Origin of the sequence: Burkholderia sp. IO2 (assembly GCF_029522185.1) — a bacterium.
Classification (GTDB): domain Bacteria; phylum Pseudomonadota; class Gammaproteobacteria; order Burkholderiales; family Burkholderiaceae; genus Burkholderia; species Burkholderia cenocepacia.
Genome location: NZ_JAKWFH010000011.1, coordinates 95,462 through 118,069, shown reverse-complemented (window position 1 = coordinate 118,069; position 22,608 = coordinate 95,462). Strand labels below are relative to the sequence as shown.

Sequence of the window (22,608 nt, the reverse complement as noted above, 5' to 3'; positions counted from 1 at the left end):
CGGCGACCGTCGGTCACAGCGTATCGAACGCGCGCTGCAGGGCGTCGCGATCGTGGATGCCGTTCGCGAGCGCGAGCATCAGCAGCACGCGCGCCTTGAACGGGTGCAGCGAGCCCGCGCTCACGAAACCGAGCGCATCGTCGCTCGCGGCGCCGTTGCGCATCACGTGCCCCGAACCCACGCGCGACGCGCGGACCACCGCCACGCCCGCGTTCACCGCATCGGCGAGCGCCGCCTGCAGCGTCGCATGGATCGAGCCATTGCCGGTACCCGCGACGACGAGGCCGCGCACGCCGGCCGCGACGAGCGCGTCGACGGCCGTGCGCGTCACGCCCGCATAGCTCGCGACGACTTCGACCAGCGGCCAGCTCGCCGCGATCGCCAGTTGCGTGTCGCGGGTACGCGTGACGCGGCGCGCGAATTCGACGCGGCCGTCCTGCACCCAGCCGAGCGCACCGAGCTCCGGCGACTGGAACGCGTCGACCGCATAAGTGCTCGTCTTGACGACATCGCGCGCGCCGTGGATCCGGTTGTTGAACGCGACCAGCACGCCCTGCCCGCGCGCGGCCGGATGGGCGGCCACCGTCACCGCGTTCAGCAGGTTCAGCGGGCCGTCGGACGACAGCGCGGTTGCCGGCCGCATCGCGGCCGTCAGCACGACCGGCTTGTCGCCTTTCACGACCAGATGCAGCGCATACGCGGTCTCCTCGAGCGTATCGGTGCCGTGGGTGATCACGATGCCGTCGATCGCCGGGTCGGCCATCAGCGCGTCGATCCGCGCGGCGAGCGTGTTCCACAGCGGCAGCGCGAGATCCTTGCTGTCGATGCTGGCGACCTGCTCCGCGTCGATGCGCGCGACGGACGCGAGCGCCGGCACGGCGTCGACCAGGAAACTGACGCCGAGCGCGCCGGCCTGGTAGCCGGCCGTGCTGGCCGCGTCGGGCGCGGCGCCGGCGATCGTGCCGCCGGTGGCGAGGACGGCGATGCGCGGCAGCGCCGGCGCGGACGAAGGGGATGCGGTGTTCGGTGTATTCATGGCCGCGATTGTAATGGCTCGCGGCCGCGAGCCGGCGGGTTCCGGCGCGGCAGCCGGCCGTTGCCGGCGCGCGTCATGGTTTGTCCCGATCCCCGCGCCGCACGCGCCGTCAACGGCCGTGGCGTCCGCAACGTTATAGGAAGTGCCGTTTTGGTGTTTTCACATTGATTTGCCGTAATCGGAACGCGTGGTGCGATGTGGCCCTGTCCTCATCGCGTCGTGCGTCGTGACGGCGTCGATCACGCGCAATTCACCCCATGGGAGTGTCGAAATGAAAATCCAATCGCTCGTAGCCGCAGTGCTTCTCGGCGGCATGCTGGCTTCCCCCGCATTCGCGGCGAACAGCCAGCAGGACAAGATGAAGGCCTGTAACACGCAGGCAGCCGGCAAGACGGGCGACGAACGCAAGGCGTTCATGAAGGACTGCCTGTCGGCGAAGCCCGCAAAGGCAATGACGCAGCAGGAGAAGATGAAGGCATGCAACACGCAGGCCACCGGCAAGAAGGGTGACGATCGCAAGGCGTTCATGAAGAGCTGCCTGAGCAACCAGCCGGCCGCCTGAGTCCCGGCGCTCCCGTCCCGAATGCCGCGCCCCGCTTCGGCGGGCGCGGCATTTTCGTTTTCGTTGCACGCGCATCGACGTGCGCCATTCGGCCTTTCCCGCCCCGTTTTTCCGGCCCGCCGTCACGACGCCGCCACATGGTGCGGCAATTCGCCGCGTTTTCTTCTATGATGGCTGCAACGCGGCCCACCCAAGACCAAGAAGCGCCATCGGGCCGCCCTCGAGACGGACGCGCACGCGCGTCAAACGGAGGCTTTGGATGGCATGGAGACAACACCGCTGGTTCCGCCGCTGGCTGATCGTGATCGTGTTCTGGGCGGTGCCCGTCGCGATCATCGCCGTGCGCGAGATCCGCGAGGAAATGGCCTACAACAAGGCGGACCTGCAGCTCGCGCTGACCACCTGGCAGCTCACCGATGCGCAGCAGGCCGCCGGCGCCGCCGCGAAGTGCCACGGGGATCCTGACGACGCGCGCGCGGCCGGCTGCCCGGCCGACGTGCTCGCCGCCAACGCGCCGCGCCAGCAGGCGGCCCGCGACGAATACGTGGTGCGCCGCAATACGCTCGCCGGCTACCTGTGGCATGCGTTCGTCGGCTACTGGGTCGTCCCGGCCGCGTTCCTGTTCGCCTGCGGCGTCGTGATCGCGCTGATCCGCCGCGCGCTGCGCCGCCCGCCGATCAAGCCGCCCGTTCCGCCTGTCACGCACTGACCCCGACACGCGCCGCGGGCGCCGCCGCCCCCCGCTCGACCACTGCGTTCCCCGCATGCCGCCCCCGCGCGAAGCGCGCCTGGCGCTCGGGCGCCGCTCCGTCCGTTGGCGCGCCGCGACACCCTCGCGCGATTTGACGCTTTTTCACGTGGCAACGAAAAGAGGCCGTAATCCGCTGTGATATAACTGCCGACGTGATCCGCTCCTTGAGCGAGACTCACTCCGAACATCATCCGATGGAGAACAACGATGCAAAAACGGAATCTTGTGCTGAAAGCCGCCGCTGCGCTCATCGTCGGTAGCCTCGCGCTCACCGGTTGCACCACCACCCCGGACAAGCCGGACAACGCCGCGACCAACGCGTCGAAGCGTCAGTCGATCGACGCGAGCGTCGACGCGACGCTGTCGCGCATGTACTCCACGGTCAAGGGCTCGCGCGAGCTCGTCGCGAAATCGCGCGGCGTGCTGGTGTTCCCCGAAGTGATCCAGGCCGGCTTCATCGTCGGCGGCCAGTCCGGCAATGGCGCGCTGCGCGTCGGCGGCAGCACGGTCGGCTACTACAACACGTCGTCGCTGTCGGTCGGCCTGCAGGCCGGCGCGCAGTCGAAGGCGATCGTGTTCCTGTTCATGACGCAGCAGGCGCTCGACGAATTCCGCGGCTCGGACGGCTGGGCAGCCGGCGCCGGCGCATCGGTCGCGCTCGTGAAGATGGGCGCGAACGGCGCGGTCGACTCCAACACGGCTACCGCGCCGATCCAGGTCGTCGTGCTGACCAACGCCGGCCTGATGGGCGACGTGTCGATCAACGGCACCAAGGTCACCAAGCTCAAGATCTGACGTTGACGCACTGCCCGCGCGTGCCGCGCGCGGGTCATGCGCAAACGGCGATGTCCTTGCGGGCATCGCCGTTTTTTTATCCGCCGGCGCGGCGCCGGGTCGGTCGGACTGCTCGGGCCGTTCAGGCCGCTCAGGTCGTCGAATCGATCACCTTGAAGCGCGAGCGCTTCTGCGCGCGGATCACCGACTGGTACACGTCGACGTACTGCTGCGCCATCCGGCGCGACGTGAAGCGCTCCTCGAAACGCTGCCGCACGCGCGCACGCGGCAGCAGGTGCAGCCGGTTCACGGCGGCCACCGCGCTGATTTCGTCCTCGACGATGAAACCAGACACGCCCTCGTCCACCACTTCGGGCACCGCGCCGCGGTTGAACGCGATCACCGGCGTGCCGCACGACATCGCCTCGATCATCACCAGGCCGAACGGCTCCGGCCAGTCGATCGGAAACAGCAGCGCATGCGCACCCGACAGGAATTCGGCCTTCTCGTGATCGGCGATCTCGCCGATGTATTCGACGTGCGGCAACGCGAAAAGCGGCTTGATCTCGCGGTCGAAGTATTCCTGGTCAGCCGCGTCGATCTTCGCGGCGATCCGGATTGGCAACCCGCACTGGCGGGCGATGCGGATCGCGGTATCGACGCGTTTTTCCGGCGAGATGCGGCCGAGGAACGCGAGATAGCGCGGCTCGACGGGCTGCGGCATGTACAGCGTATCGGGCAGCCCGTGATAGACGGTCGTCAGCCATTTCGCCTGCGGCAACGGCTGGCGCTGCGAATTGGAAATCGAGATCACCGGCGCCGTGTTGAACGTGTCGAACACCGGTTGCTGCTCGGGCAGGTCGAGCCGGCCGTGCAGCGTCGTCACGTAAGGCGTTTCCTGCCGGTTGAAGACCGAGAACGAGTAGTAGTCCATGTGGAAATGGAGCACGTCGAAATCCTTCGCGCGGCGCGCGACCGTCTCCATCAGCAGCATGTGCGGCGCGACCCGGTCGCGGATCGACGAATCGAGCCGCAGCGCGCGCGGCCACACGGGCTCGAGCTTCGCCCGCGTCGTCGAATCGCCGCTCGCGAACAGCGTCACGTCGTGGCCGAGGTCGACGAGCGCCTCGGTGATGTAGGACACGACGCGCTCCGTGCCGCCGTACAGCTTCGGCGGCACGGATTCGGTCAGCGGGGCGATCTGGGCAATTCTCATGGTCCACGTCTCCTGTGTCCTGTCCGTTGCGGTACGGCCGGCGGAGTCCGCGCTTGCGCGCGCCCCGCCCTGCGTCCATGCCGCGCCGGCCGGCATGGCGCCAGCCGGATATCTCATTATTATTCGCGATCCCGATGAGCGGAACCGCAGGTCTTGCATTTTTTGGGCGTTGTTACAGACCGGATACATTCGACCGATCGGGCTCGCCGCGTCGCTCGGGGCCGGCTGGCGCGGATTCGGCGCGGCCGGGCGTCGAACACATGCCAACGATCGCGATCAGGCCGTCAACGCGACGGCCACTTCCATGCCGGCAGGTGGCGCGAGTCGGCATCGACGAGCGCGGTCGCGCCGAGCTGCTTGTCGAGCACCAGCGATTCGCAGCCCGCCTCGCGCTCGAGCGTCGCGATGAGCCGCGCCGCGTGCGACACGACCAGCACCTGCGAGCGCCGGGCGGCCTGCGCGATCAGGCGGCCGAGCGCCGGCAGCAGATCGGGATGCAGGCTCGTCTCCGGTTCGTTCAGCACCATCAGCGCCGGCGGCCGAGGCGTCAGCAGCGCGGCCGCGAGCAGCAGGTAGCGCAGCGTGCCGTCGGACAGCTCGGCCGCCGCCAGCGGCCGCAGCAGCCCCGGCTGGCGCATCAGCACGTCGAAGCGGCCACGGCCGCCCGGGTTGTCGATCTCCACCGACGCGCCGGGAAACGCGTCGTCGATCGCCGCGTCGAGCGCCGCCGCGTCGCCGATTTCGCGGATCGTCTGCAGCGCGGCGGCGAGGTCGGCCCCGTCGTCCGCGAGCACCGGCGTATGGGTGCCGATGTGCGACTGGCGCGCCGGCGCCTGCGCATCGGTCCGGAAATGGTCGTAAAAGCGCCACGAGCGGATCCGTTCGCGTACCGCGATCATCTCGGGCGCGCCGGTCGGATCGGCGAACTCGGTCATCATGCTGTCGAAGCTCGCGACCGGCTGCGGAATCGTCTGCCAGTCGCCCGATGCGGTACGCACGCGGATCTGCGCGCCCTGCCGGTCGACCAGCAGCGTGGACGGGCGCAGCAACGCGCCGCCCCAGACGCATTCGCGCTTGACCACCGGATCGAGCGCAAACTGCGAACTGCTCGGCAGCGGCAGGCCCAGATCGATCGAGTAGCCGAAATCGTCGCACGCAAAGCCGAGCTTCAGGCTCACCGGGCCCTTGCGCACCGTGCCCGTCACCGGCACGTCGCCGGCCAGCATCGCGCGCGAGAAACGCTCGGGGCCGGCCCACAACGTCGACGGCAAGCCACCCTCGCGGGCGAGCGACGGGATCACGCGGCCCTGCGCGGTGTCGGCGAGCAGCCGCAGCGCGCGGTACACGCTCGACTTGCCGCTGCCGTTCGGCCCCGTGACGACGTTGAGCGCCGCGAGCGGCACGATCAGCTCGCGCAGCGAGCGGTAATTGGCGATGGCGAGCGTCTTCAGCGCGGTCATGGAATTGGGCGACGGGGAATGGCAGGCAGGCGCCGGGCCGCGTTCAGCGGCCGTCGACGGCCTGCGGATCGGCCGCGGTGTTGGCCGCCGTGCTGGCCGCAGGCGACCGCGCGTGCGGCCGCTCGGGATTCGGCGCATCGGGCGCGGATTCGTGCGGATACAGCTCCATCCGGCTGCGCGGCAGGCATTGCGGATAACGGTCCTGCAGATAGGCGATCAATCCTTCGCGCACGCGGCAGCGCAGGTCCCAGCACGACGACGAATCGGCCGCGCTGACGAGCGCGCGCAACTGCATCGTGCGCTCCGTCGCGTCGGTCACCTGCAGCACCTGCACGCGGCCGTCCCATTCCGGCGCCGCGTGGACGAGCCGCGCGAGCTCCTCGCGCAGCGGCGCGAGCGGCGTACGGTAATCGACCGACAGGTAGACCGTGCCGATGATCTCCGCGCTGCTGCGCGTCCAGTTCGTGAACGGGTTCTCGATGATCCACTGCAGCGGCACGACGAGGCGCCGCTGGTCCCACAGCCGCACCGACACGAACGAACCGGTGATTTCCTCGATGCGCCCCCACTCGCCCTGGATCACGACCACGTCGTCGAGCCGGATCGGCTGCGTGAGCGCGATCTGCAACCCGGCAATCAGGTTGCCCAGCACCGGCCGCGCGGCGATACCGGCGACCAGCCCCGCGACACCGGCCGATGCCAGCAGGCTCGCGCCGATCTGGCGCACGTTCGGAAACGTCATCAGCGCGGCGCCGGTACCGATGATCACGATCAGCACCATCACGGTCCGTACGAGCACCTTGGCCTGCGTATGGACGCGTCGCGCGTGGAGGTTGTCGGCCGTATCGATCGGATGGGCCTGGATGATCGCGTCGCCGACGCCGGCCGCGAGCCGCACCAGCAGCCACGTGAGCGACACGATCGAGCCGACCGCCGCCGCGGTGCGCATGCCGCGCACGAACGACATGCCGTCGTCGGCCTGGACCCACACGAATTCGAGCGCCAGCAACGCCAGCACGACGAGCGACGGCTTGTCGATGTAGCGCAGGATCGCGCTCATCAGCGGATACGGCTGCGCGATGCGCTTGACGATGCGTGCGCCGAGGCGGTGCACGACCGTGACGACCAGTATCACGATGACCGACACGACCAGCGTGCCGAGCCACGAATGCAACGGCGCATCGGCGATGCGCTGCAGTTCCTCGATTGAAATCATCGGCGCCCTCGAGTGATGAAGCGCGCAGGCTTCGTCCTGGATGCGTCGGCGACGTCCGGGCCACGCACGCGCCCGGACACGGCGTCAGATCAGTTGCCGCTCCTGCAGGGAAACGCCTTGCCGAGACCGAGCGACACCGCGGTGCTCGCGTTGTAGTCGGCCAGCTTCGGATTTTCGGCGATGTACTTGCGCACGGCGTCCGTCATCTGTTGCGCCCGGATGTCGGGCGGCAGGCAGAAGTACTGGCCGACGCGCGGCCCCGTGGTGCCGCCGATCGCATCGATCGTGTTGTAGACGCCGTCGGCGGCGCCTTCGATATAGGCCGCGCACGACGCCCGCGACTTGACGTCCGTCTTCGCGCACAGCCGGTCGAGATCCGCGCCCGTGAAAGCCGCCGCCGACAACGGCACGGCAAACGCCGCGGCACAAAACATTGCGCGCAACATGGTGTTCCTTATGTCAATGCGGCCGGTGACCGCCTGCTGCGTTGGCCGGTGCGGCGCCGGCTGCCCTGCCGCGGCCGGAAGCCGGCCGGGCGGACAGGCGGCGCCGCACCAAAAACCGTTATTTTGCACTCTTTTGTGCATCTGCCGGCGTCGACGCACCGATACGCGTCGTCCGCTTGCTCAGGATCTCGATCGCGTCCGGCGCGTTGTAGTGCTTCGCGAATTCGAGCGCGGTGATGCCGAGCTGGTTCTTCACCTGCGGATCGGCACCCTGGTCGAGCAGCAGCGTGACCGTCGACGCATGGTTGCCGCGCGCGGCCATCATCAGCGGCGTCGTGCCGTTCGGCGATGCGGTATCGATGTACGCGTCGTGGTCGAGCAGCACCTTGACGACCGCGTCCTGGCCGTTGGTCGCCGCGTAGTGCAGCGGCGCCCAGCCCTTCTTGCTGACTTCCGCGCCCTTGTCGATCAGCAGCTTGACGAGGCCGAGGTCGCCGTTCAGCGACGCGAGCATCAGCGCGTTTTCGCCGGCCTTGTCTTCCTTTTCGAGATCGACGTTCGGCGTCGTCGCGATCGCGGCCGCGACCTTGTCGGACTTCTCGCGCGCGGCGATCACGAGGATCGGGTCGCCGTTCGGCGCGAGCGTGTTCGGATCGAGCTTGCCGCTCTTGAGCTGCTTGCCGATATCGGCGATGTCGTCGAACTTGACGGCCTTGACGATCGCGTCGAGCGACTCGGCATGCGCGCCGGCGGCGGCGAACAGCCCGCTCGCGACGAATGCGGCCGCAACGAGTGCGCGTTTGGGCAGATGGTTGGTCGGCTTCGTCATTGTTGTGGGCTCCTTCCCTGGGTTGTCGGCTGCGCGCCCGTCGTTAGCGGGCGATCCTGAACAGCCGGAAAAAGTTCTGCGTCGTCGCATCCGCGAGCGCCTCGACGGCGATCCCGCGCTCGGATGCGATAAAGCGTCCGACATGGCTGACGTACGCAGGTTCATTCGGCTTGCCGCGATACGGCACCGGCGCGAGGTACGGCGAGTCGGTCTCGATCAGCAGCCGGTCGAGCGGCACGCGCCGCGCGACGTCCTGCACGTCGGTCGCGTTCTTGAACGTGACGATGCCCGACAGCGAAATATGGAAGTTCTGCGCGAGCGCCTGCTCGGCGACCGGCCACGGCTCGGTGAAGCAGTGCATCACGCCGCCCGGCACGTCCGCGCGCTCCTCGGCCATGATCCGCAGCGTGTCTTCCGACGACGAACGCGTATGGATGATTAGCGGCTTCATCGTCGCGGTCGCCGCGCGGATGTGCGTGCGAAAGCGGTCGCGCTGCCATTCCATGTCGGCGATCGAGCGGCCTTCGAGACGGTAGTAGTCGAGGCCGGTTTCGCCGATCGCGACGACCTTCGGGTGCGCGGCCAGCTCGACGAGCTCCGCGAGCGCCGGCTCGCGCATGTCCTCGTGATCGGGATGCACGCCGACCGACGCGTACACGTTGTCGTGCGCTTCGGCGATCGCGAGCACGTCGGGCAGCGTCTCCAAATCGACCGACACGCACAGCGCGTGGGTGACGTCGTGCTCGCGCATGTTCTCGAGAACGGCCGGCAGGCGGTCGGCCAGGCCCTTGAAGTTGATGTGGCAGTGAGAGTCGACGAACATCGTGTTTCCTGAATACGTGAGACGGACGCTCATGCGCCCGCCGGCATGCGGCAGCGGGCGACGTGGGCGGGCCGGCCGGCCACGGTCGCGCCGTCGCGTGACCCGTTCATCGTTTCGCAACCCATCGGAAACAATGCCGGATCAAGCAAACATTTCCCGATAGCCGAGAAACAATTCCTCGAATACGAGCCGCGCGTTGAGCGGATGGTTCTCGACGGTCCGCTGCCGCGTCACGGCTTTCATGAAGCGGGCGAATGCGTTCGCGTCGACCGCTTCCGCGCAGCGCGCCAGGGCCGCCGCGTGCATCGGGAAGTAGCGCGGCGCGCCGGCCATCCGCTGCGCGAGCACATCGTACAGCCAGCGTTGCAGCCAGCCGAGCACCAGCGGCACCGGCAGCTTCTGCAGCGTCTCGCCGCACGCGAACGGGTCGCAGGCCGCCCCGGCGGCCAGTTGCCCCAACGTGTAGTCGCGCAGCGGACGATTCTCGTCGCTCGCGAGCGCCAGCGCGGCGAGCGGCGCGCCGCCGGCTTCCGCAAGCAGCGCGCTGGCCTGGTCGACGCCCTGCGCCGCCAGCCACGCGGCGGCGGCCTCCGGTGCCGGCACGGTCATCGGCCACTGGCGGCAGCGGCTGATGATGGTCGGCAACAGGCGGTCGATGCGCGCCGACACGAGCAGGAACACGACGCCGGCCGGCGGCTCCTCCAGCGTTTTCAGCAGCGCGTTCGACGCGGCGACGTTGAGCGCTTCCGCCGGATACAGCACGACGACGCGCGCGCCGCCGCGGTGCGAGCCGACCCCGCAGAAGTCGAGCAGCGCGCGCACCTGCTCGATCTTGATTTCCTTGCTCGGCGCCCGGGTCTTCTTGCCGCCTTCGTCCGCGTCGGCCGGCTTCGCGTCGTCCGCGGCGCCCGGCGCCTCGCCCGCCAGCGCCTCGGGCAGCACGATCCGGTAGTCCGGGTGGTTGCCCTGCGAGAACCAGTTGCAGGCCGCGCAGGCGCCGCACGGCTCGCCGTTCGGCTGCGGCGATTCGCACAGGAAACCCTGCGCGAGATGCTGCGCGAACTGCAGCTTGCCGATCCCGGCCTGACCGTGCAGCAGCAACGCATGCGGCCATTGCGCGCGCAGTTGCTGCAGGCGGTTCCAGTCGTCGGTTTGCCACGGATAGATCATGGGGTGCGTCCTTGCGGGTTACAGCGCGGCGAGCACGCGTTCGAGCTGCTGGCGAATCTCGGGAATCGATCGCGTCGCATCGACGATCGCGAAGCGGTGCGGCGCCTCTTCCGCGCGCCGCAGGTATTCGGCACGCGTACGCGAGAAGAACGCGTCGGACTCGCTTTCGAACTTGTCCGGCATGCGCGCGGCCCCGCGACGCTCGCTCGCGACCTGCGGCGCGACGTCGAACAGCACCGTGAGGTCGGGCTGGAAACCGCCCTGCACCCAGCGCTCGAGCGTCTCGAGCTTGTCGCGCGGCAGCCCGCGGCCGCCGCCCTGGTACGCGAAGGTCGCGTCGGTGAAGCGGTCGGACACGACCCAGTCGCCGCGCGCGAGCGCCGGCTCGATCACGAGCGCGAGGTGCTCGCGCCGCGCGGCGAACATCAGCAGCGCTTCCGTCTCGAGATCCATCGGCTGGTTCAGCAGGATCTCGCGCAGTTTCTCGCCGAGCTGCGTGCCGCCCGGCTCGCGGGTCACGACGACCTGCCGGCCGGCCGCAGCCAGCCGGCCCTGAAGGCGTTCGCAGAACCATGCCAGGTGGGTGGTCTTGCCCGCCCCGTCGATGCCCTCGAACGTGATGAATTTACCGCTCGCCATTATTGACCTCGTATGTATTTGTCCACGGCCTTGTTGTGGTCGCCGAGCGTGTCCGAGAACACGCTCGTGCCGTCGCCCTTCGCGACGAAATAGAGCGCGCTCGTCGGGGCCGGATTGATCGCCGCCTGCAGTGCGGCGACGCCCGGCAACGCGATCGGCGTGGGCGGCAGCCCGCGTCGGGTGTAGGTATTGTAAGGAGTGTCGGCCTGCAGGTCGCGCTTGCGCAGCCGGCCGTCGTACGCGTCGCCGAGCCCGTAGATCACGGACGGATCGGTCTGCAGCGGCATGCCGATGCGCAGCCGGTTCGCGAACACGGCCGCGACGAACGCGCGGTCGGCCGCGTGGCCGGTTTCTTTCTCGACGATCGACGCGATCGTCAGCATCTCGTAAGGCGTCTTGTACGGCAGCCCCGGCGTGCGCGCGGCCCATGCCTCGTCGATGCGCGTCTGCATCAGGCGATAGGCGCGCCGGTAGATGTTCAGGTCGCTCGTGCCCTTGTCGAACAGGTAGGTATCGGGGAAAAACAGCCCCTCGCCGCTGCCGCGCTGCACCACGCCGTCCGGCGCGCCGATCGCGCGCAGCAGCTCGGCGTCGCTCATGCCGGCCGTCGCGTGCGCCAGATCGGGATTCGCGTCGAGCTCCGCGCGCATCCGCTTGAAGGTCCAGCCCTCGATGACCGTCGCGACGTATTCGTTCACGTCGCCGCGCGCGATCTTCTGCAGCACGTCGTACGGCGTGATGCCGGTCTTGAATTCGTAATTGCCCGATTTGAGCCGGCTCGACAGCCCGAGCACGCGCGTCATCGCGACGAAGGCGAACGGCTCGACCGGCACGCCGCCGCGCTTGAGCTGCAGCGCGACGCTCTTCACGCTGCTGCGCGGCTTGATCGTGACGTCGAGCGATGCCGACCCCAGCAACAGCGGCCGGGTCGCCCAGTAATACCCGCCGCCCGCGCCGGCAGCGGCCACAACGACGGCCAGCGCCACGATCGTCGCGGCGCATTTCTTCAGTAGGGACATGGAAACGTGACTCAGGTAAGACCCATATAATACTTGCTCGCCTTCGTCAAAGTCAGGGTTGACTGTTCCCTCATTCCATGAGCACACCGTTCGCTTCACCGGCTGCCCAGGCCGCATCTGCCTCGCTCCCCGTTTTCCCCCGCCCGTCCGCCGCCGATTTCGATGCGCCGGGCGCCTGCATGCCGCTGCCGCAGTTCGGCGTGATCGACGTGGCCGGCGACGACGCCGCGACGTTCCTGCACAGCCAGCTCACCAACGACATCGAGCATCTCGATGCCGGCAGCGCGCGGCTGTCCGGGTACTGCTCGCCGAAGGGCCGCCTGCTCGCGTCGTTCCTCACGTGGCGCGCCGGCCACGGTGTGCGCCTGCTCGTGTCGAAGGACGTGCAGCCTGCCGTGCAGAAGCGGCTGTCGATGTTCGTGCTGCGCGCGAAGGCGAAGCTGACGGATGCGAACGACACGCTCGCGGTGGCCGGTTTCGCTGGCGACGTGCGCGACGCGCTGTCGGGCATCTTCGATGCGCTGCCCGATGGCGTACACGTGAAGGTCGACGGCCCGGCCGGCACGCTGATCCGCGTGCCGGATGCGGCCGGCCGCAAGCGCTATCTGTGGATCGGCCCGCGCGCCGAGGTCGACGCGCGCCTTGCCGCGCTCGCCGACACGCTGCCGGTCGTGTCGCCTGCCGTGTGGGACTGGCTCGACGTGCGCGCGGGCGAGCCGCGCATCACGCAGCCGGCCGTCGAACAGTTCGTACCGCAAATGGTCAACTTCGACGTGATCGGCGCCGTTAACTTCAGGAAAGGGTGCTACCCGGGCCAGGAAGTGGTGGCGCGCAGCCAGTACCGCGGCACGATCAAGCGCCGCACCGCGCTCGCGCACGTCGCCGGCGAGACCGATACCGTGCATGCCGGCGTCGAGCTGTTCCACAGCGACGACCCGGGCCAGCCGTGCGGGATGATCGTCAACGCGGCGGCCGCGCCGGCGGGCGGCGTCGACGCACTGGTCGAGATCAAGCTCGCCGCGCTCGACAGCGGCACGGTGCACCTCGGTTCGGCCGACGGCCCGGCGCTCGCGTTCGACGCGCTGCCGTACGCGTGGCCGACCGAAGCGTGATGCACTGACAACCCGTTCGCGCGCCGGCTCGCGAGTCGCAGCCGGCACCCGATGTTTCCTGCGAGAGATTCGCCCGATGTGTCTGATTGCCTTCGACTGGCAGCCTGATGCCGCCGCCGGTCCCGTCTTTACCCTCGCCGCCAATCGCGACGAGTTCTTCCGCCGGACCAGCGCGCCGCTCTCGTGGTGGGAGGACGTGCCGGGCGTACTGGCCGGCCGCGATCTCGAAGCCGGCGGCACGTGGCTCGGCGTATCGCGCGACGGCCGCTTCGCCGCGCTGATCAACTACCGCGCGCCGTTCGACATCCGCGCGGGCGCGCCGACCCGCGGCAAGCTGGTATCCGACTTTCTCGGCGGACCATCGGTCGCACCGCTCGACTATCTCGCGCAGCTGGCCGAGCATGCAGCCGTGTACAACGGCTTCAACCTGCTCGTCGGCGACTGGCGCCGGCGCGAACTCGCGTGGTTCTGCAACCGCGCGCCCGAGGGCGAAAGCCGTGTCGCCGCACCCGTCGCGATCGCGCCGGGCGTGCATGCGCTGTCGAATGCGCGGCTCGACACGCCCTGGCCCAAAGTGGTGCGCAAGCGCGCGGAGCTCGGCACGCTGCTCACCGACAATCCGACCCCGTCGCTCGACGAACTGATCGCGCTGATGCGCGACCCGCACGTCGCGGACGACGACGCGCTGCCGCACACGGGCATTCCGATCGAGCGCGAGCGCGCGCTGTCGGCCGCCTTCATCGAGACGCCCGAATACGGCACACGCGGCACCACCGCGCTGCGCGTAACGATGAAGGAAGGCGTGCGGCTGACGGTGGAGGTCAAGGAGCGCAGCGACGACGACGGCTCGCACCGCACCGTCCGGCCGGGCGCGTTCGAGCGCGCGTTCACATTCGATATCGACGCGACGCGGCCGCGCTGAACGCACGCGTTGCGCGCTACGGCGCGCGCGCCATCTCGACGTGCGGCACGCCGGCTTCGACGAACGGTTCGCCGACCGCCGCGAAGCCGTGCCGCAGATAGAACGACACCGCCGAATCCTGCGCGTACAGCCGCACGACGGCTTGGCCGCGGCGCCGCGCGGCATCCAGCAGCGCATTCAGCACGGCGGACCCGACGCCCTGCCCGCGCATGTCGGCCAGTACCGCGACGCGGCCGATCGTGCCGGACGGCAGCAACCGCCCCGTCGCGACCGCGCGGCGCAACCCGGTCGCCGCGTCGGTCCGGTACGCGACCGCATGCAGCGACAGCGGATCGTCGTCGTCGAGCGCCCATTCCGGCGGAATCTGCTGCTCGCGCACGAATACCGCGTCGCGGATCCTGGCTGCGTCGCCGCCCAGTACCGTCCAGTCGCCCGTTTCCACTCCGCCCACGCCGTTCGTCATCGCAGTCCCTCCCACGGCGGGCGGCCTTCGGCCGCCCGCCGTCAAACCTCGTCGAATGCAGCCTTCAGCGCCGCGACCGCATCGGCATGCGCGGCCCGCACCTCCGGCACGTAGCCGCCCATCTTGAAGAATTCGTGGATCATCCCCGGATAGCGGACCAGCGTGACCGCGTTGCCGGCCGCACGCAACTTGTCCGCGTACGCGGCGCCCTCGTCGCTCAGCGGATCGTATTCGGCCGTCGCGATCCACGCCGGCGCAACGCCCGCGAACGACGGTGCATCGCGCGTGCCGTCGAGCGGCGCGAACCGCCAGTCGTCGCGATCCGCCCGATCGCGCACGTATTGCGCGAAGAACCACTGGATCGTGTCCTGCGTCAGCAGGTAGCCGTTGGCGAGCCGCGCGTGCGATTCGGTGTCCTGGTAGCCCGTCACGCCCGGATAGATCAGCATCTGCAGCGCAAGGCGAATGCCCGCGTCGCGCGCGAGCACCGCGCAGACCGTCGCGAGCGTCCCGCCCGCACTGTCGCCGCCGACCGCCAGCCGCGCGGCGTCGATGCCGAATGCGGCGGCCTCGCGATGCAGCCATTGCAACGCGTCGTCCGCATCGTTCACCGCGGTCGGAAATTGGTGCTCGGGCGCGAGCCGGTAGCCGACCGACAGCACCGCGCATTGCGCATCGTGCGCGAACATCCGGCACAGCGCATCGTGCGTGTCGACGCTGCCGACCGTGAAGCCGCCGCCGTGGTAGTACACGAGCGCGGGCAGCGGTTCCGCCAGGCTCGGCGCGACCGGTAAATACAGCCGCGCACCGATCGTGCGGCCGTCGCGCGTCGGCACGACGCACGCCTCCACCGAATGCATCGGCGCCGGCGCGACGTCGAGGATCGGCGCGCTCTTCTCGTACGCGGCGCGCGCCTGCTGCGGCGTCTGATGGTGATACGACGGACGTTTCGCGCGCTCGATCATGTCGAGCACCTGGGCGATCTTCGGATTCAGCGGCATCGGTATGGACGGCGCCGGCGTGGCGCCGTGAACGGACAAAGCGGACAAGCGTGACATGATGCCACGCGGCGGCCGGACCGGCGTACGCGCCGCGCCGTGTGCCGCCATCCCGTGCTGCCAAACAAAACGGCCCTGCCTCATCGAAGAGACAGGGCCGTGCATGGCCGGTGCGTTTACGCGTCGCTCGGGCCCGGCTGGGCGTCCGGCGCGGTGCGCGAACGTTGCCGCTTGATGTCGCGGCCGACCGCGAGCCGCCGCATGTACTTGAACGTACCGAGCGCCTTCGCAACGAAATTGCCGTCGCTGTCGCGCACTTCGCCTTCGCAGTAGGCCATCGTCGTCGAGCGGTGCATCACGCGCCCGTAAGCGCGCAGTTCGCCGCGCCCCGGCTGCATGAAGTTCACCTTCATCTCGACCGTGACGACGCCGACGCCGTCGTCGGTCAGGCTGCGCGCCGCCATCGCGAGCGCGATATCGGCGAGCGTCATCGTCACGCCGCCGTGCGCGATGCTCCACGTGTTCATGTGCCGCTCCTCGAGCGGCAGCACGATCTCGCTCGCGCCATCCTTCGCGGACACCAGTTGCACGCCGAGCAGATCGACGAACGGGCTTTCGATCGACGGGCCTTCCGTCGGGGTTGCCGCGTCGCTCATCGTGCGTTGTCGACGATGTAGTCGACACATTCGCGCGATTCGGCCACCGCGACGACGAATTTCTTCACTTCCTGGTGAACCGGATGCACCTGGTACGCGTCGAGCGCGGCCTTGTCGGCGAAATCGGAGACGAGCACGATGTCGGCGGTCGCATCGAGGCCGGGCGTCGCCACGCCGACGTCGATCTGCAGGGTGCCCGGCACGAGGTCGCGGCAGCCTTCGAGCTTTTCCTTCAGCTTCAGCGCGTTCTGCGCACGCGTCGCGCCTTCGGCCGATTCCTTCAACTTCCACATCACGATATGTCTGATCACTTCGGTTGCTCCTGTTCGTGTTGATTCGGCGATTGGCCTGTCATCCTTGGCAGTCGGGCACTTTACACCTTTCCACCGTTCGCCCACGGTTACCCTGTCCGGCCTCGAGCGCCGACAAGCTCGCGCAGGCGAGAAGCCTATCAAACTTGCCGACGTCAATGGACTGTATCTCGAAGTCGGCGTGTCCGCTGCCAGGCTCTGGCGCCAAACGTGTGCACCGTTCCCGCCCCGGCCCACAGCAGCATTGACGTTGCAACAAGGCCGAATAGAAGTACGCGATCCGCCGTCACGTTTCTTTTCCGAAACACATCTCGACAGAAATCGTCTCGCAGTTCAAAACGGGTTTCGATTGCCTGCTCGAGCGCCAAGCGGCGGATGGAGATTTGCCCCTGAAACCGGCGTCCTTGGTACAACGACGGGGAGAGTCTGGACCGTGCCCCGCCGACCCCGAGTACGCTCCCGCGCAGGTCGACCCGGTTCGCGTTTCGGTGCCCCCAATGCAAAAGCCCCGAGCGCTCTCGCACCCAAGGCTTTGACAGCGTCACATCCGATCACGCCGGACTAGTCCCAAAACAGGTTCTCGAATGGCGTGAACCACCCGTACGTATCTGCGCCGACCACGACTTTCCCGCCGTACACACCGTAGCAGACGTCCTTGCCACCCACTTTCCCCACCACGGGCGCGCCACTGTCACCCGGTTGGGTCCGAGCCTCTCCGTCCAGGTTGAGCAGGACGACATTCTTGACTTGATCGTTGGTGTCCGGCACCGTGATATCGACATCTGTCCCGGCAACCGAGCAATTCACGAGACCAGAGAACGCACCCTGCAACCACAAACGCTGGTCCTTCGTGGGACGCACGTCTGAACCGAACGCCACCTGTTTTATACCGCTGTCCGTCCATATCTCGTTGGGTGTTGCGTCGACTCCCGACGATACCTTCACGATGGCGATATCCTGGTTGTCCTCCAGGAAGTTTTCAAGCAGGTCACCCACCGGGTTTGCGTCATCGGGCTGCCCCACCCTCGCATCTCCCTTTCCGAACACATGGCCCGCCGTCACAAAGCACATGTTGCCGTTGTATTTCACGACCAAACCTAAAGTGCCAATCTTGCTGCGGGTCACAATTTTGATCCCGCCGACCAAAGGACGAACTTTGAGATTGTTTGCAGGCATCACGGGCTCCACCAACGAGTGAAAAAAGCGATCGATAATTGCCGGATGACTATCAAGAACGTTGAAACGCGACGCTCGTGAACCCTGAAACAGGAGCCTGGGGCGCCAAAGGCGGATCATGGGCAACAACCGCAGGTGTCTCGCTCGAGACCAGGCTGATGCAACCTGGTTTCACAACGCAACTGGTGGCCGATAAAGAAAAAGGCACGTAGTGAGCGTGCCGGCGATGCAATGATTGCGACTGCCGAACGATCAATCGACGACCGCGATCGCATCCACTTCGATCAGGTAACCGGGCGACAGCGCGGCCACGCCGAGCACCACGTCCGCGGGCTTGTGATCGCCGAACAGCGCCACCCGGGCGCTTTCGATGATCGGCAAGCATGCATCGCGCTCGTAGTTCACGACGTAGATGGTGATCCTCGCGACCTGCTCGGGCCGCGCACCGGCAGCGGCAAGGGCGCGACCGAGATTGCCGAATACCTGACGCGCCTGGGCCGCGAGATCACCGTGGCCCACCAGCTTGCCGTCGATGTCCTCGGGCTCCTGGCCCGAGATGAATACCATCTTGCTTCCCGTCGCAACGACGACCTGCGTGTACGTTTGCGGTGTGGGCAGATCCTTGGGATTGATGCATTCGAGCGTCATTGACGAGTCTCCTGCGATGATCGCATGCCAGCATCCCGACAGGGTTGTCGGAATCATCCGATGCTAGCAGACGTCGCAGTTCTTTCCGCTTTCGTCAGCGATCCGTCGTCGTGGAAAGCATGCGCAGGAACGCGGCTTGCTCGGCTTCGTGCGCGCCGTTTCAGCATGTCGGCATGTCACGGCATTGACCGACACCACGCGGCGATTCGTTCGCTGTCCGGCAACAATCGCCGGCGCGGCATGCCATTGCCAATTGCTTCGCCCTCGGACAGCTGCAGCACATTAATCGGCATCCATTAAATCGCACATTTTACCGGGGCGGCGGGTAATAATTGCGACCACTTTTCAATTCAATATTCAAAAACCAAAACATTATTGACTTCGGCTTTCCCGCAAATTTAGAATCGCCTACGATGGCTTACGCATCATTTTCTGCGCCGCCCCGGATTCGCCACCACCCGCGCGAAGGCCCGTCGCATAGCCTTTCCCGCGGGACATCGACGCGCACCCCTGTGGTTTTCAGCTTTCGACATTATCGGCCACTCGGTTATTTGCCAACCCATTTTCCTTTCGACGAATCGCAACGCCTCGATTAATTCCCGCCATTTGCCAGAATGAATACAAGACGGGATCAAACGGACTCAAGATCCGCCGATTAGAACATCCGGATAAAAAATCGCCAGTCATCAGGAGGGACATCAACATGCATCGCCTTGCGAAGTCGCTGTGTCTCGGGCTCGTCTGTGCCGGCCTGCTGTCGGCCTGCAACGACGACGACGTCCAGTCGAACACCCCGCCATCGAACACCGCCGCGTTGTCGTTCCGCATGGATACCGGCGGCCAGATCAACGCGTTCTACCGGCAGGACAAGGTCGCCGCGCACCTGCTGGTGCGCTCGTCGACGAAGCCGCGCCTGCTGGTAGTCTTCCCCGCCGGCAACAGCGGCACCGGACTATGGTTCGACGACACCGCGCAGCCGGTAAACTGGAGCCTCGACACGCCGCCGTCCGCGTTGTCGGCCCCGGACACGCATGGCCGCCCGCTGTACGGCATCGGCGCCGACGTGTCGGTCGACACCACGTCGCTGACGATCCGCCAGGGCATGCTCAGCAACGTGCGCTTCCTGCGCGACTTCAACGGCGGCGCCACGATTCCGCCGCAGATCCTCACCGCGCCGACGGTCCAGGGCAGCACCGCGCAATGGCAACGCGACCGCATCGACGGCGCACCGGGCTATGCGCTGCGCATCACGCTGCGCGACGGCGGCAGCATCGCGCCGGCTGCGGGTGGCAAGCTGGTGCTGAACGCGCCGGCGGGCGCACGCACGCTGAAGCTGCACATCGATGCGCTGTCCGGCGAGACGCCGCTGTCGCCGATCACGCACGCCGACCTGTTCGCGCCGGCCGTGAATCCCGACCCGGTCAGCCAGAACGTGCTCGAATTCCTGAGCTTCAACGACAAGCTGCTGGCCGGTTCGTGGCAATACGACACGTACTTCGGCCGCGACACGCTGATTTCGGTCCGCATGCTGATGCCCGTGCTCGAACCCGCGGCGATCGAGGCCGGCCTGTCGTCGGTGCTCAGCCGCCTGTCGGCGGACGGCAAGGTCGCGCACGAGGAAGGCATCGGCGAATTCGCGCTGATCGACAACCAGAAGAACGGGCGGCCTAACGATGCGACGCCGACCTACGACTACAAGATGATCGACAGCGACTACCTGCTCGCGCCGATCGCGGCCGCGTGGCTGATCGACGATACGCGCGGCCAGGCCCGCGCGGCCGCGTATCTGGCGCAGCGCGGCAGCGACGGGCAGACCAACGGCAGCCGCCTCGTCGTCAATCTGCTGCACGTCGCGACGACCGCGCAGCCGTTCGCGCAGCAGCCGTCGGTCGCGAACCTGATCCACCTGCGGCCCGGCGAAATCGTCGGCAACTGGCGCGACAGCACCGATGGCCTCGGCGGCGGCGTCTACCCGTACGACGTGAACGCGGTGCTCGTGCCGGCCGCGCTGCGCGCGGCGAACGCGTTCCTCGCCCGCGGCCTGCTCGATCCGTACCTCGATGCCGGGCAGCGTGCGACGCTCGCCAACACGGCGAATCAGGCGGCCACCTGGGAAACGCAGGCGCCGCCGCTGTTCCAGGTCAGCGTGCCGGCCGCACAGGCGGCCACCGACGTGTCGGCCTATGCGCCGTCTGCCGGCGTGCCGGCCGGCGCCGCGCCCAACGCCCCGCTGGCCTTCTACGCGCTGTCGCTCGATCAGCAGGGCAACCCGATTCCGGTGATGAATTCGGACGGCGGCTTCGCGCTGCTGTTCGGCACGCCGCCGGACGATCAGCTCCAGCGGATCGTCAGCGACGTCACGCGGCCGTTCCCGACCGGGCTCGTGACCGATGCCGGGATGCTGATCGCGAACCCCGCGTATGCAAGCCAGACGCTGTGGCCGAAGTTCACAAGCTCCGCGTATCACGGCACGGTGATCTGGTCGTGGCAGCAGGCGATGTGGGTGGCCGGGCTCGATCGCCAGCTCGCGCGTCAGGACCTTTCGGCCACGACCCGCAGGCTGCTCACGCAAGCGCGGCAGACGATCTGGCAGGTGATCTCGAACGGGCGCGACATGCGCACGTCGGAAATGTGGACGTGGTCGTACGTGAACGGCAAGTACCAGACCGACGCATTCGGCACGCGCAGCGCCGATGCGACCGAAGCCAACGCGGCGCAGCTCTGGAGTACGACGTATCTCGCGATCCGTGATCCGCAGCAGCGCGCGGGCAAGTACTGGTGGCAGGCGTCGCAGCCGACGCAGGACGCACAGCCGAAACAGGCGACGGCGGTGGCGGCGCGCTAGCGCGTCGCCGCACGCATACCGACGGGCAACGGCATCGGCATGCAAAAAACCCGGCGGCACGCCCGCCGCCGGGACGTCGAAGGAATCCGGATCACCGCGACACCACGCGATTCCGCCCTTCCCGCTTCGCCTGATACAGCCGCTCGTCGACCACCCGCAGCAGCGTATCGACCGTGCTGCCGTCGACCCCGTACTGCGCGACGCCGACGCTGACCGTCACCTGCACGCGCTTGAAGTCGAGCCCGAACGGCGAACTCGAGATCGACGAACGTACGCGCTCGGCCGTCATCCGCGCACCTTCGAGCGGCATCTCGGGCAACAGCGCCATGAATTCCTCGCCGCCGACCCGCGCGAGCGCGCCCGCCGGACGAATCGCCTCGAGGCACTGGCGCACGACGCCGCGCAGCACCTCGTCGCCGATCTGGTGCCCGTACGCATCGTTGATGTTCTTGAAATTGTCGAGATCGAGCGCGAGCAGGCAGAACGGCGTGCCGTCGCGCTCGGCCCGCACGATCTCGCGCTCGACTTGCGCGATGAACTGCCGGCGGTTCGACGCGCCCGTCATCGGGTCGGTCGCGGCCATGTACTCGAGCTTCTGGTTCGTGCGCCGCAGCTCCTGCAGCGCGCTTTCGGTGCGCGCCATCGATTCCGACAGCCGGCTCATCAGGTCTTCCTGGCTGTAGATCGCCGAGAACGAGCGCGTCGTCTGCAGCGCCTGCACGACGCCGTAACTGAGCAGGAAGAATCCGCCCGCGAAGATCGCATGCGCGAGCCACCACATGTGATTCCATGGCTTGCCGAGGATGAACGCGAGCGACGACAGCGCGAACGCCATGATCGACACGCCGTAGATCACCATCAGCGGCGAGCGGATCCGCCGCGCGAGCAGCAGGCACACGTTCAGCAGCGAAAACACCAGCGCGCCGCCTTCCATCGACAGCCGCGTGCCCGGCGCGCCGGCGACCGGCGAATAGGCGATGTACGCGACCGCCACGTTGACGATCAGGAAGAACACGATCCACGGCAGCCAGGTGCGCACGCTCGTGCGCTTGTCGAGCCGGTCGGGCGGACGCGAATACGACAGCAGGCCCGTGAGCAGCAGCGCCGACATCACGAACCGCGACGCGGGCCCGTACAGCAGGAACAGCCAGATATTGTGGTGCGCCATCCCGGTGAACGCCCCGTGCAGCGCATAGATCATCGCGAAGCCGAGGAAGCCGAGCGTGAGCCAGCGCAGCAGCGGCTCGCCGGACGACCGGTAGCACACCCACGTCACGTAGGTGACGAACGCGCCTTCGACCGTCGCCGCCGCGATCGCGATTTCATGGAAAGCGTGGCTCTCGAACACGACGCCCGGGTCGCTGAAGAACCACAGATAGGCAATCAGATAGGCGGGCAGCAACGCGAATCCGACCAGCAGGCATTTCGCGTAGAGCCTCGCGGCCGCGCTGACGACGCGCGGCGGTTCCCCGGCTGCATAGGTCGTACTCATTCGGTCCCCGGTCGGTCTGCTGCGTTGGTTCGATTCTTCGCGGC

Annotated in this window: 23 protein-coding genes; 6 read left to right on the top strand and 17 right to left on the bottom strand. The window is 67.6% G+C overall.

From position 1 onward, the window contains the following. Positions 1-13 precede the first annotated feature (13 nt). Positions 14-1,036, bottom strand: coding sequence for an asparaginase (locus MMB92_RS09595; RefSeq protein ID WP_069353271.1), 1,023 nt, complete (start codon positions 1,034-1,036; stop codon positions 14-16). 271 nt (positions 1,037-1,307) lie between these two features. Between MMB92_RS09595 and MMB92_RS09590 the strand changes: the two genes are divergently transcribed. The 3 genes from MMB92_RS09590 to MMB92_RS09580 all read left to right on the top strand — a co-directional run bounded on the left by MMB92_RS09590 (position 1,308) and on the right by MMB92_RS09580 (position 3,144). Further along, positions 1,308-1,598 (top strand): PsiF family protein, encoded by a 291-nt coding sequence (locus MMB92_RS09590; RefSeq protein ID WP_011549641.1) that lies wholly within the window; start codon positions 1,308-1,310, stop codon positions 1,596-1,598. A gap of 259 nt (positions 1,599-1,857) precedes the next feature. Next, complete coding sequence (locus MMB92_RS09585) at positions 1,858-2,307, top strand: membrane protein (protein ID WP_006485938.1); 450 nt, start codon at positions 1,858-1,860, stop codon at positions 2,305-2,307. Between the two features lie 249 nt (positions 2,308-2,556). Continuing rightward, positions 2,557-3,144, top strand: a complete 588-nt coding sequence (locus MMB92_RS09580) for a YSC84-related protein (protein WP_006496373.1) — start codon at positions 2,557-2,559, stop codon at positions 3,142-3,144. A 130-nt stretch (positions 3,145-3,274) separates the two neighbouring features. Here the strand turns inward: MMB92_RS09580 and MMB92_RS09575 are convergent, their stop codons facing one another. The 9 genes from MMB92_RS09575 to mltG all read right to left on the bottom strand — a co-directional run bounded on the left by MMB92_RS09575 (position 3,275) and on the right by mltG (position 11,941). Beyond that, positions 3,275-4,339 carry a glycosyltransferase family 4 protein gene (locus MMB92_RS09575; protein WP_006485945.1) on the bottom strand — a complete coding sequence of 355 codons (1,065 nt, stop codon included), beginning with the start codon at positions 4,337-4,339 and terminating at the stop codon, positions 3,275-3,277. A gap of 284 nt (positions 4,340-4,623) precedes the next feature. Further along, positions 4,624-5,799: an AAA family ATPase gene (locus MMB92_RS09570; RefSeq protein ID WP_006485944.1), complete on the bottom strand. Its 1,176-nt coding sequence runs from the start codon at positions 5,797-5,799 to the stop codon at positions 4,624-4,626. Between the two features lie 43 nt (positions 5,800-5,842). After that, on the bottom strand, positions 5,843-7,015 hold the full coding sequence (locus tag MMB92_RS09565; protein ID WP_006485950.1) for a mechanosensitive ion channel domain-containing protein: 1,173 nt from the start codon (positions 7,013-7,015) through the stop codon (positions 5,843-5,845). Positions 7,016-7,104: 89 nt separating this feature from the next. Then, the gene (locus MMB92_RS09560) at positions 7,105-7,461 is read right to left on the bottom strand and encodes a Rap1a/Tai family immunity protein (protein WP_006485939.1); all 357 of its coding nucleotides are present in this window, start codon (positions 7,459-7,461) and stop codon (positions 7,105-7,107) included. A gap of 118 nt (positions 7,462-7,579) precedes the next feature. Beyond that, entirely contained in the window at positions 7,580-8,290 is a 711-nt protein-coding gene (locus MMB92_RS09555) for an ankyrin repeat domain-containing protein (RefSeq protein WP_006485954.1), read from the bottom strand. Positions 8,291-8,333: 43 nt separating this feature from the next. Then, entirely contained in the window at positions 8,334-9,113 is a 780-nt protein-coding gene (locus MMB92_RS09550) for a TatD family hydrolase (protein ID WP_062884483.1), read from the bottom strand. Between the two features lie 141 nt (positions 9,114-9,254). Further along, positions 9,255-10,283: a DNA polymerase III subunit delta' gene (locus MMB92_RS09545; protein WP_062884482.1), complete on the bottom strand. Its 1,029-nt coding sequence runs from the start codon at positions 10,281-10,283 to the stop codon at positions 9,255-9,257. Between the two features lie 18 nt (positions 10,284-10,301). After that, the gene (gene tmk / locus MMB92_RS09540; RefSeq protein ID WP_006483888.1) at positions 10,302-10,922 is read right to left on the bottom strand and encodes a dTMP kinase; all 621 of its coding nucleotides are present in this window, start codon (positions 10,920-10,922) and stop codon (positions 10,302-10,304) included. Beyond that, positions 10,922-11,941, bottom strand: coding sequence for an endolytic transglycosylase MltG (gene mltG, locus MMB92_RS09535; protein ID WP_006496368.1), 1,020 nt, complete (start codon positions 11,939-11,941; stop codon positions 10,922-10,924). Before mltG ends, tmk begins: the two co-directional genes overlap by 1 nt. Positions 11,942-12,018: 77 nt before the next feature. Between mltG and MMB92_RS09530 the strand changes: the two genes are divergently transcribed. Together MMB92_RS09530 and MMB92_RS09525 are read left to right on the top strand one after the other, a co-directional pair. Then, positions 12,019-13,053, top strand: a complete 1,035-nt coding sequence (locus MMB92_RS09530; RefSeq protein ID WP_062910568.1) for a folate-binding protein YgfZ — start codon at positions 12,019-12,021, stop codon at positions 13,051-13,053. 76 nt (positions 13,054-13,129) lie between these two features. Next, positions 13,130-13,975 carry an NRDE family protein gene (locus MMB92_RS09525; RefSeq protein ID WP_277562672.1) on the top strand — a complete coding sequence of 282 codons (846 nt, stop codon included), beginning with the start codon at positions 13,130-13,132 and terminating at the stop codon, positions 13,973-13,975. Positions 13,976-13,991: 16 nt separating this feature from the next. On the opposite strand, the gene MMB92_RS09520 is transcribed toward MMB92_RS09525, so the two are convergent. The 6 genes from MMB92_RS09520 to MMB92_RS09495 all read right to left on the bottom strand — a co-directional run bounded on the left by MMB92_RS09520 (position 13,992) and on the right by MMB92_RS09495 (position 18,227). Further along, the gene (locus MMB92_RS09520) at positions 13,992-14,438 is read right to left on the bottom strand and encodes a GNAT family N-acetyltransferase (RefSeq protein WP_006483905.1); all 447 of its coding nucleotides are present in this window, start codon (positions 14,436-14,438) and stop codon (positions 13,992-13,994) included. Between the two features lie 41 nt (positions 14,439-14,479). Continuing rightward, positions 14,480-15,439 (bottom strand): alpha/beta hydrolase, encoded by a 960-nt coding sequence (locus MMB92_RS09515; RefSeq protein WP_058901537.1) that lies wholly within the window; start codon positions 15,437-15,439, stop codon positions 14,480-14,482. A 173-nt stretch (positions 15,440-15,612) separates the two neighbouring features. Continuing rightward, a complete protein-coding gene (locus MMB92_RS09510; RefSeq protein ID WP_006483907.1) occupies positions 15,613-16,092 on the bottom strand; it encodes a PaaI family thioesterase in 480 nt (159 codons plus the stop codon). After that, complete coding sequence (locus MMB92_RS09505; protein WP_006483902.1) at positions 16,089-16,403, bottom strand: Dabb family protein; 315 nt, start codon at positions 16,401-16,403, stop codon at positions 16,089-16,091. Before MMB92_RS09505 ends, MMB92_RS09510 begins: the two co-directional genes overlap by 4 nt. A gap of 561 nt (positions 16,404-16,964) precedes the next feature. Beyond that, positions 16,965-17,699 carry a hypothetical protein gene (locus MMB92_RS09500; RefSeq protein ID WP_049021673.1) on the bottom strand — a complete coding sequence of 245 codons (735 nt, stop codon included), beginning with the start codon at positions 17,697-17,699 and terminating at the stop codon, positions 16,965-16,967. A gap of 132 nt (positions 17,700-17,831) precedes the next feature. Then, positions 17,832-18,227 carry a RidA family protein gene (locus tag MMB92_RS09495; protein ID WP_058901539.1) on the bottom strand — a complete coding sequence of 132 codons (396 nt, stop codon included), beginning with the start codon at positions 18,225-18,227 and terminating at the stop codon, positions 17,832-17,834. A 703-nt stretch (positions 18,228-18,930) separates the two neighbouring features. Here MMB92_RS09495 and MMB92_RS09490 point away from each other — a divergent pair. Continuing rightward, on the top strand, positions 18,931-21,072 hold the full coding sequence (locus MMB92_RS09490; protein WP_062910567.1) for a hypothetical protein: 2,142 nt from the start codon (positions 18,931-18,933) through the stop codon (positions 21,070-21,072). A 91-nt stretch (positions 21,073-21,163) separates the two neighbouring features. Here the strand turns inward: MMB92_RS09490 and MMB92_RS09485 are convergent, their stop codons facing one another. Beyond that, positions 21,164-22,564 carry a sensor domain-containing diguanylate cyclase gene (locus tag MMB92_RS09485; RefSeq protein ID WP_006483889.1) on the bottom strand — a complete coding sequence of 467 codons (1,401 nt, stop codon included), beginning with the start codon at positions 22,562-22,564 and terminating at the stop codon, positions 21,164-21,166. Positions 22,565-22,608 lie beyond the last annotated feature (44 nt).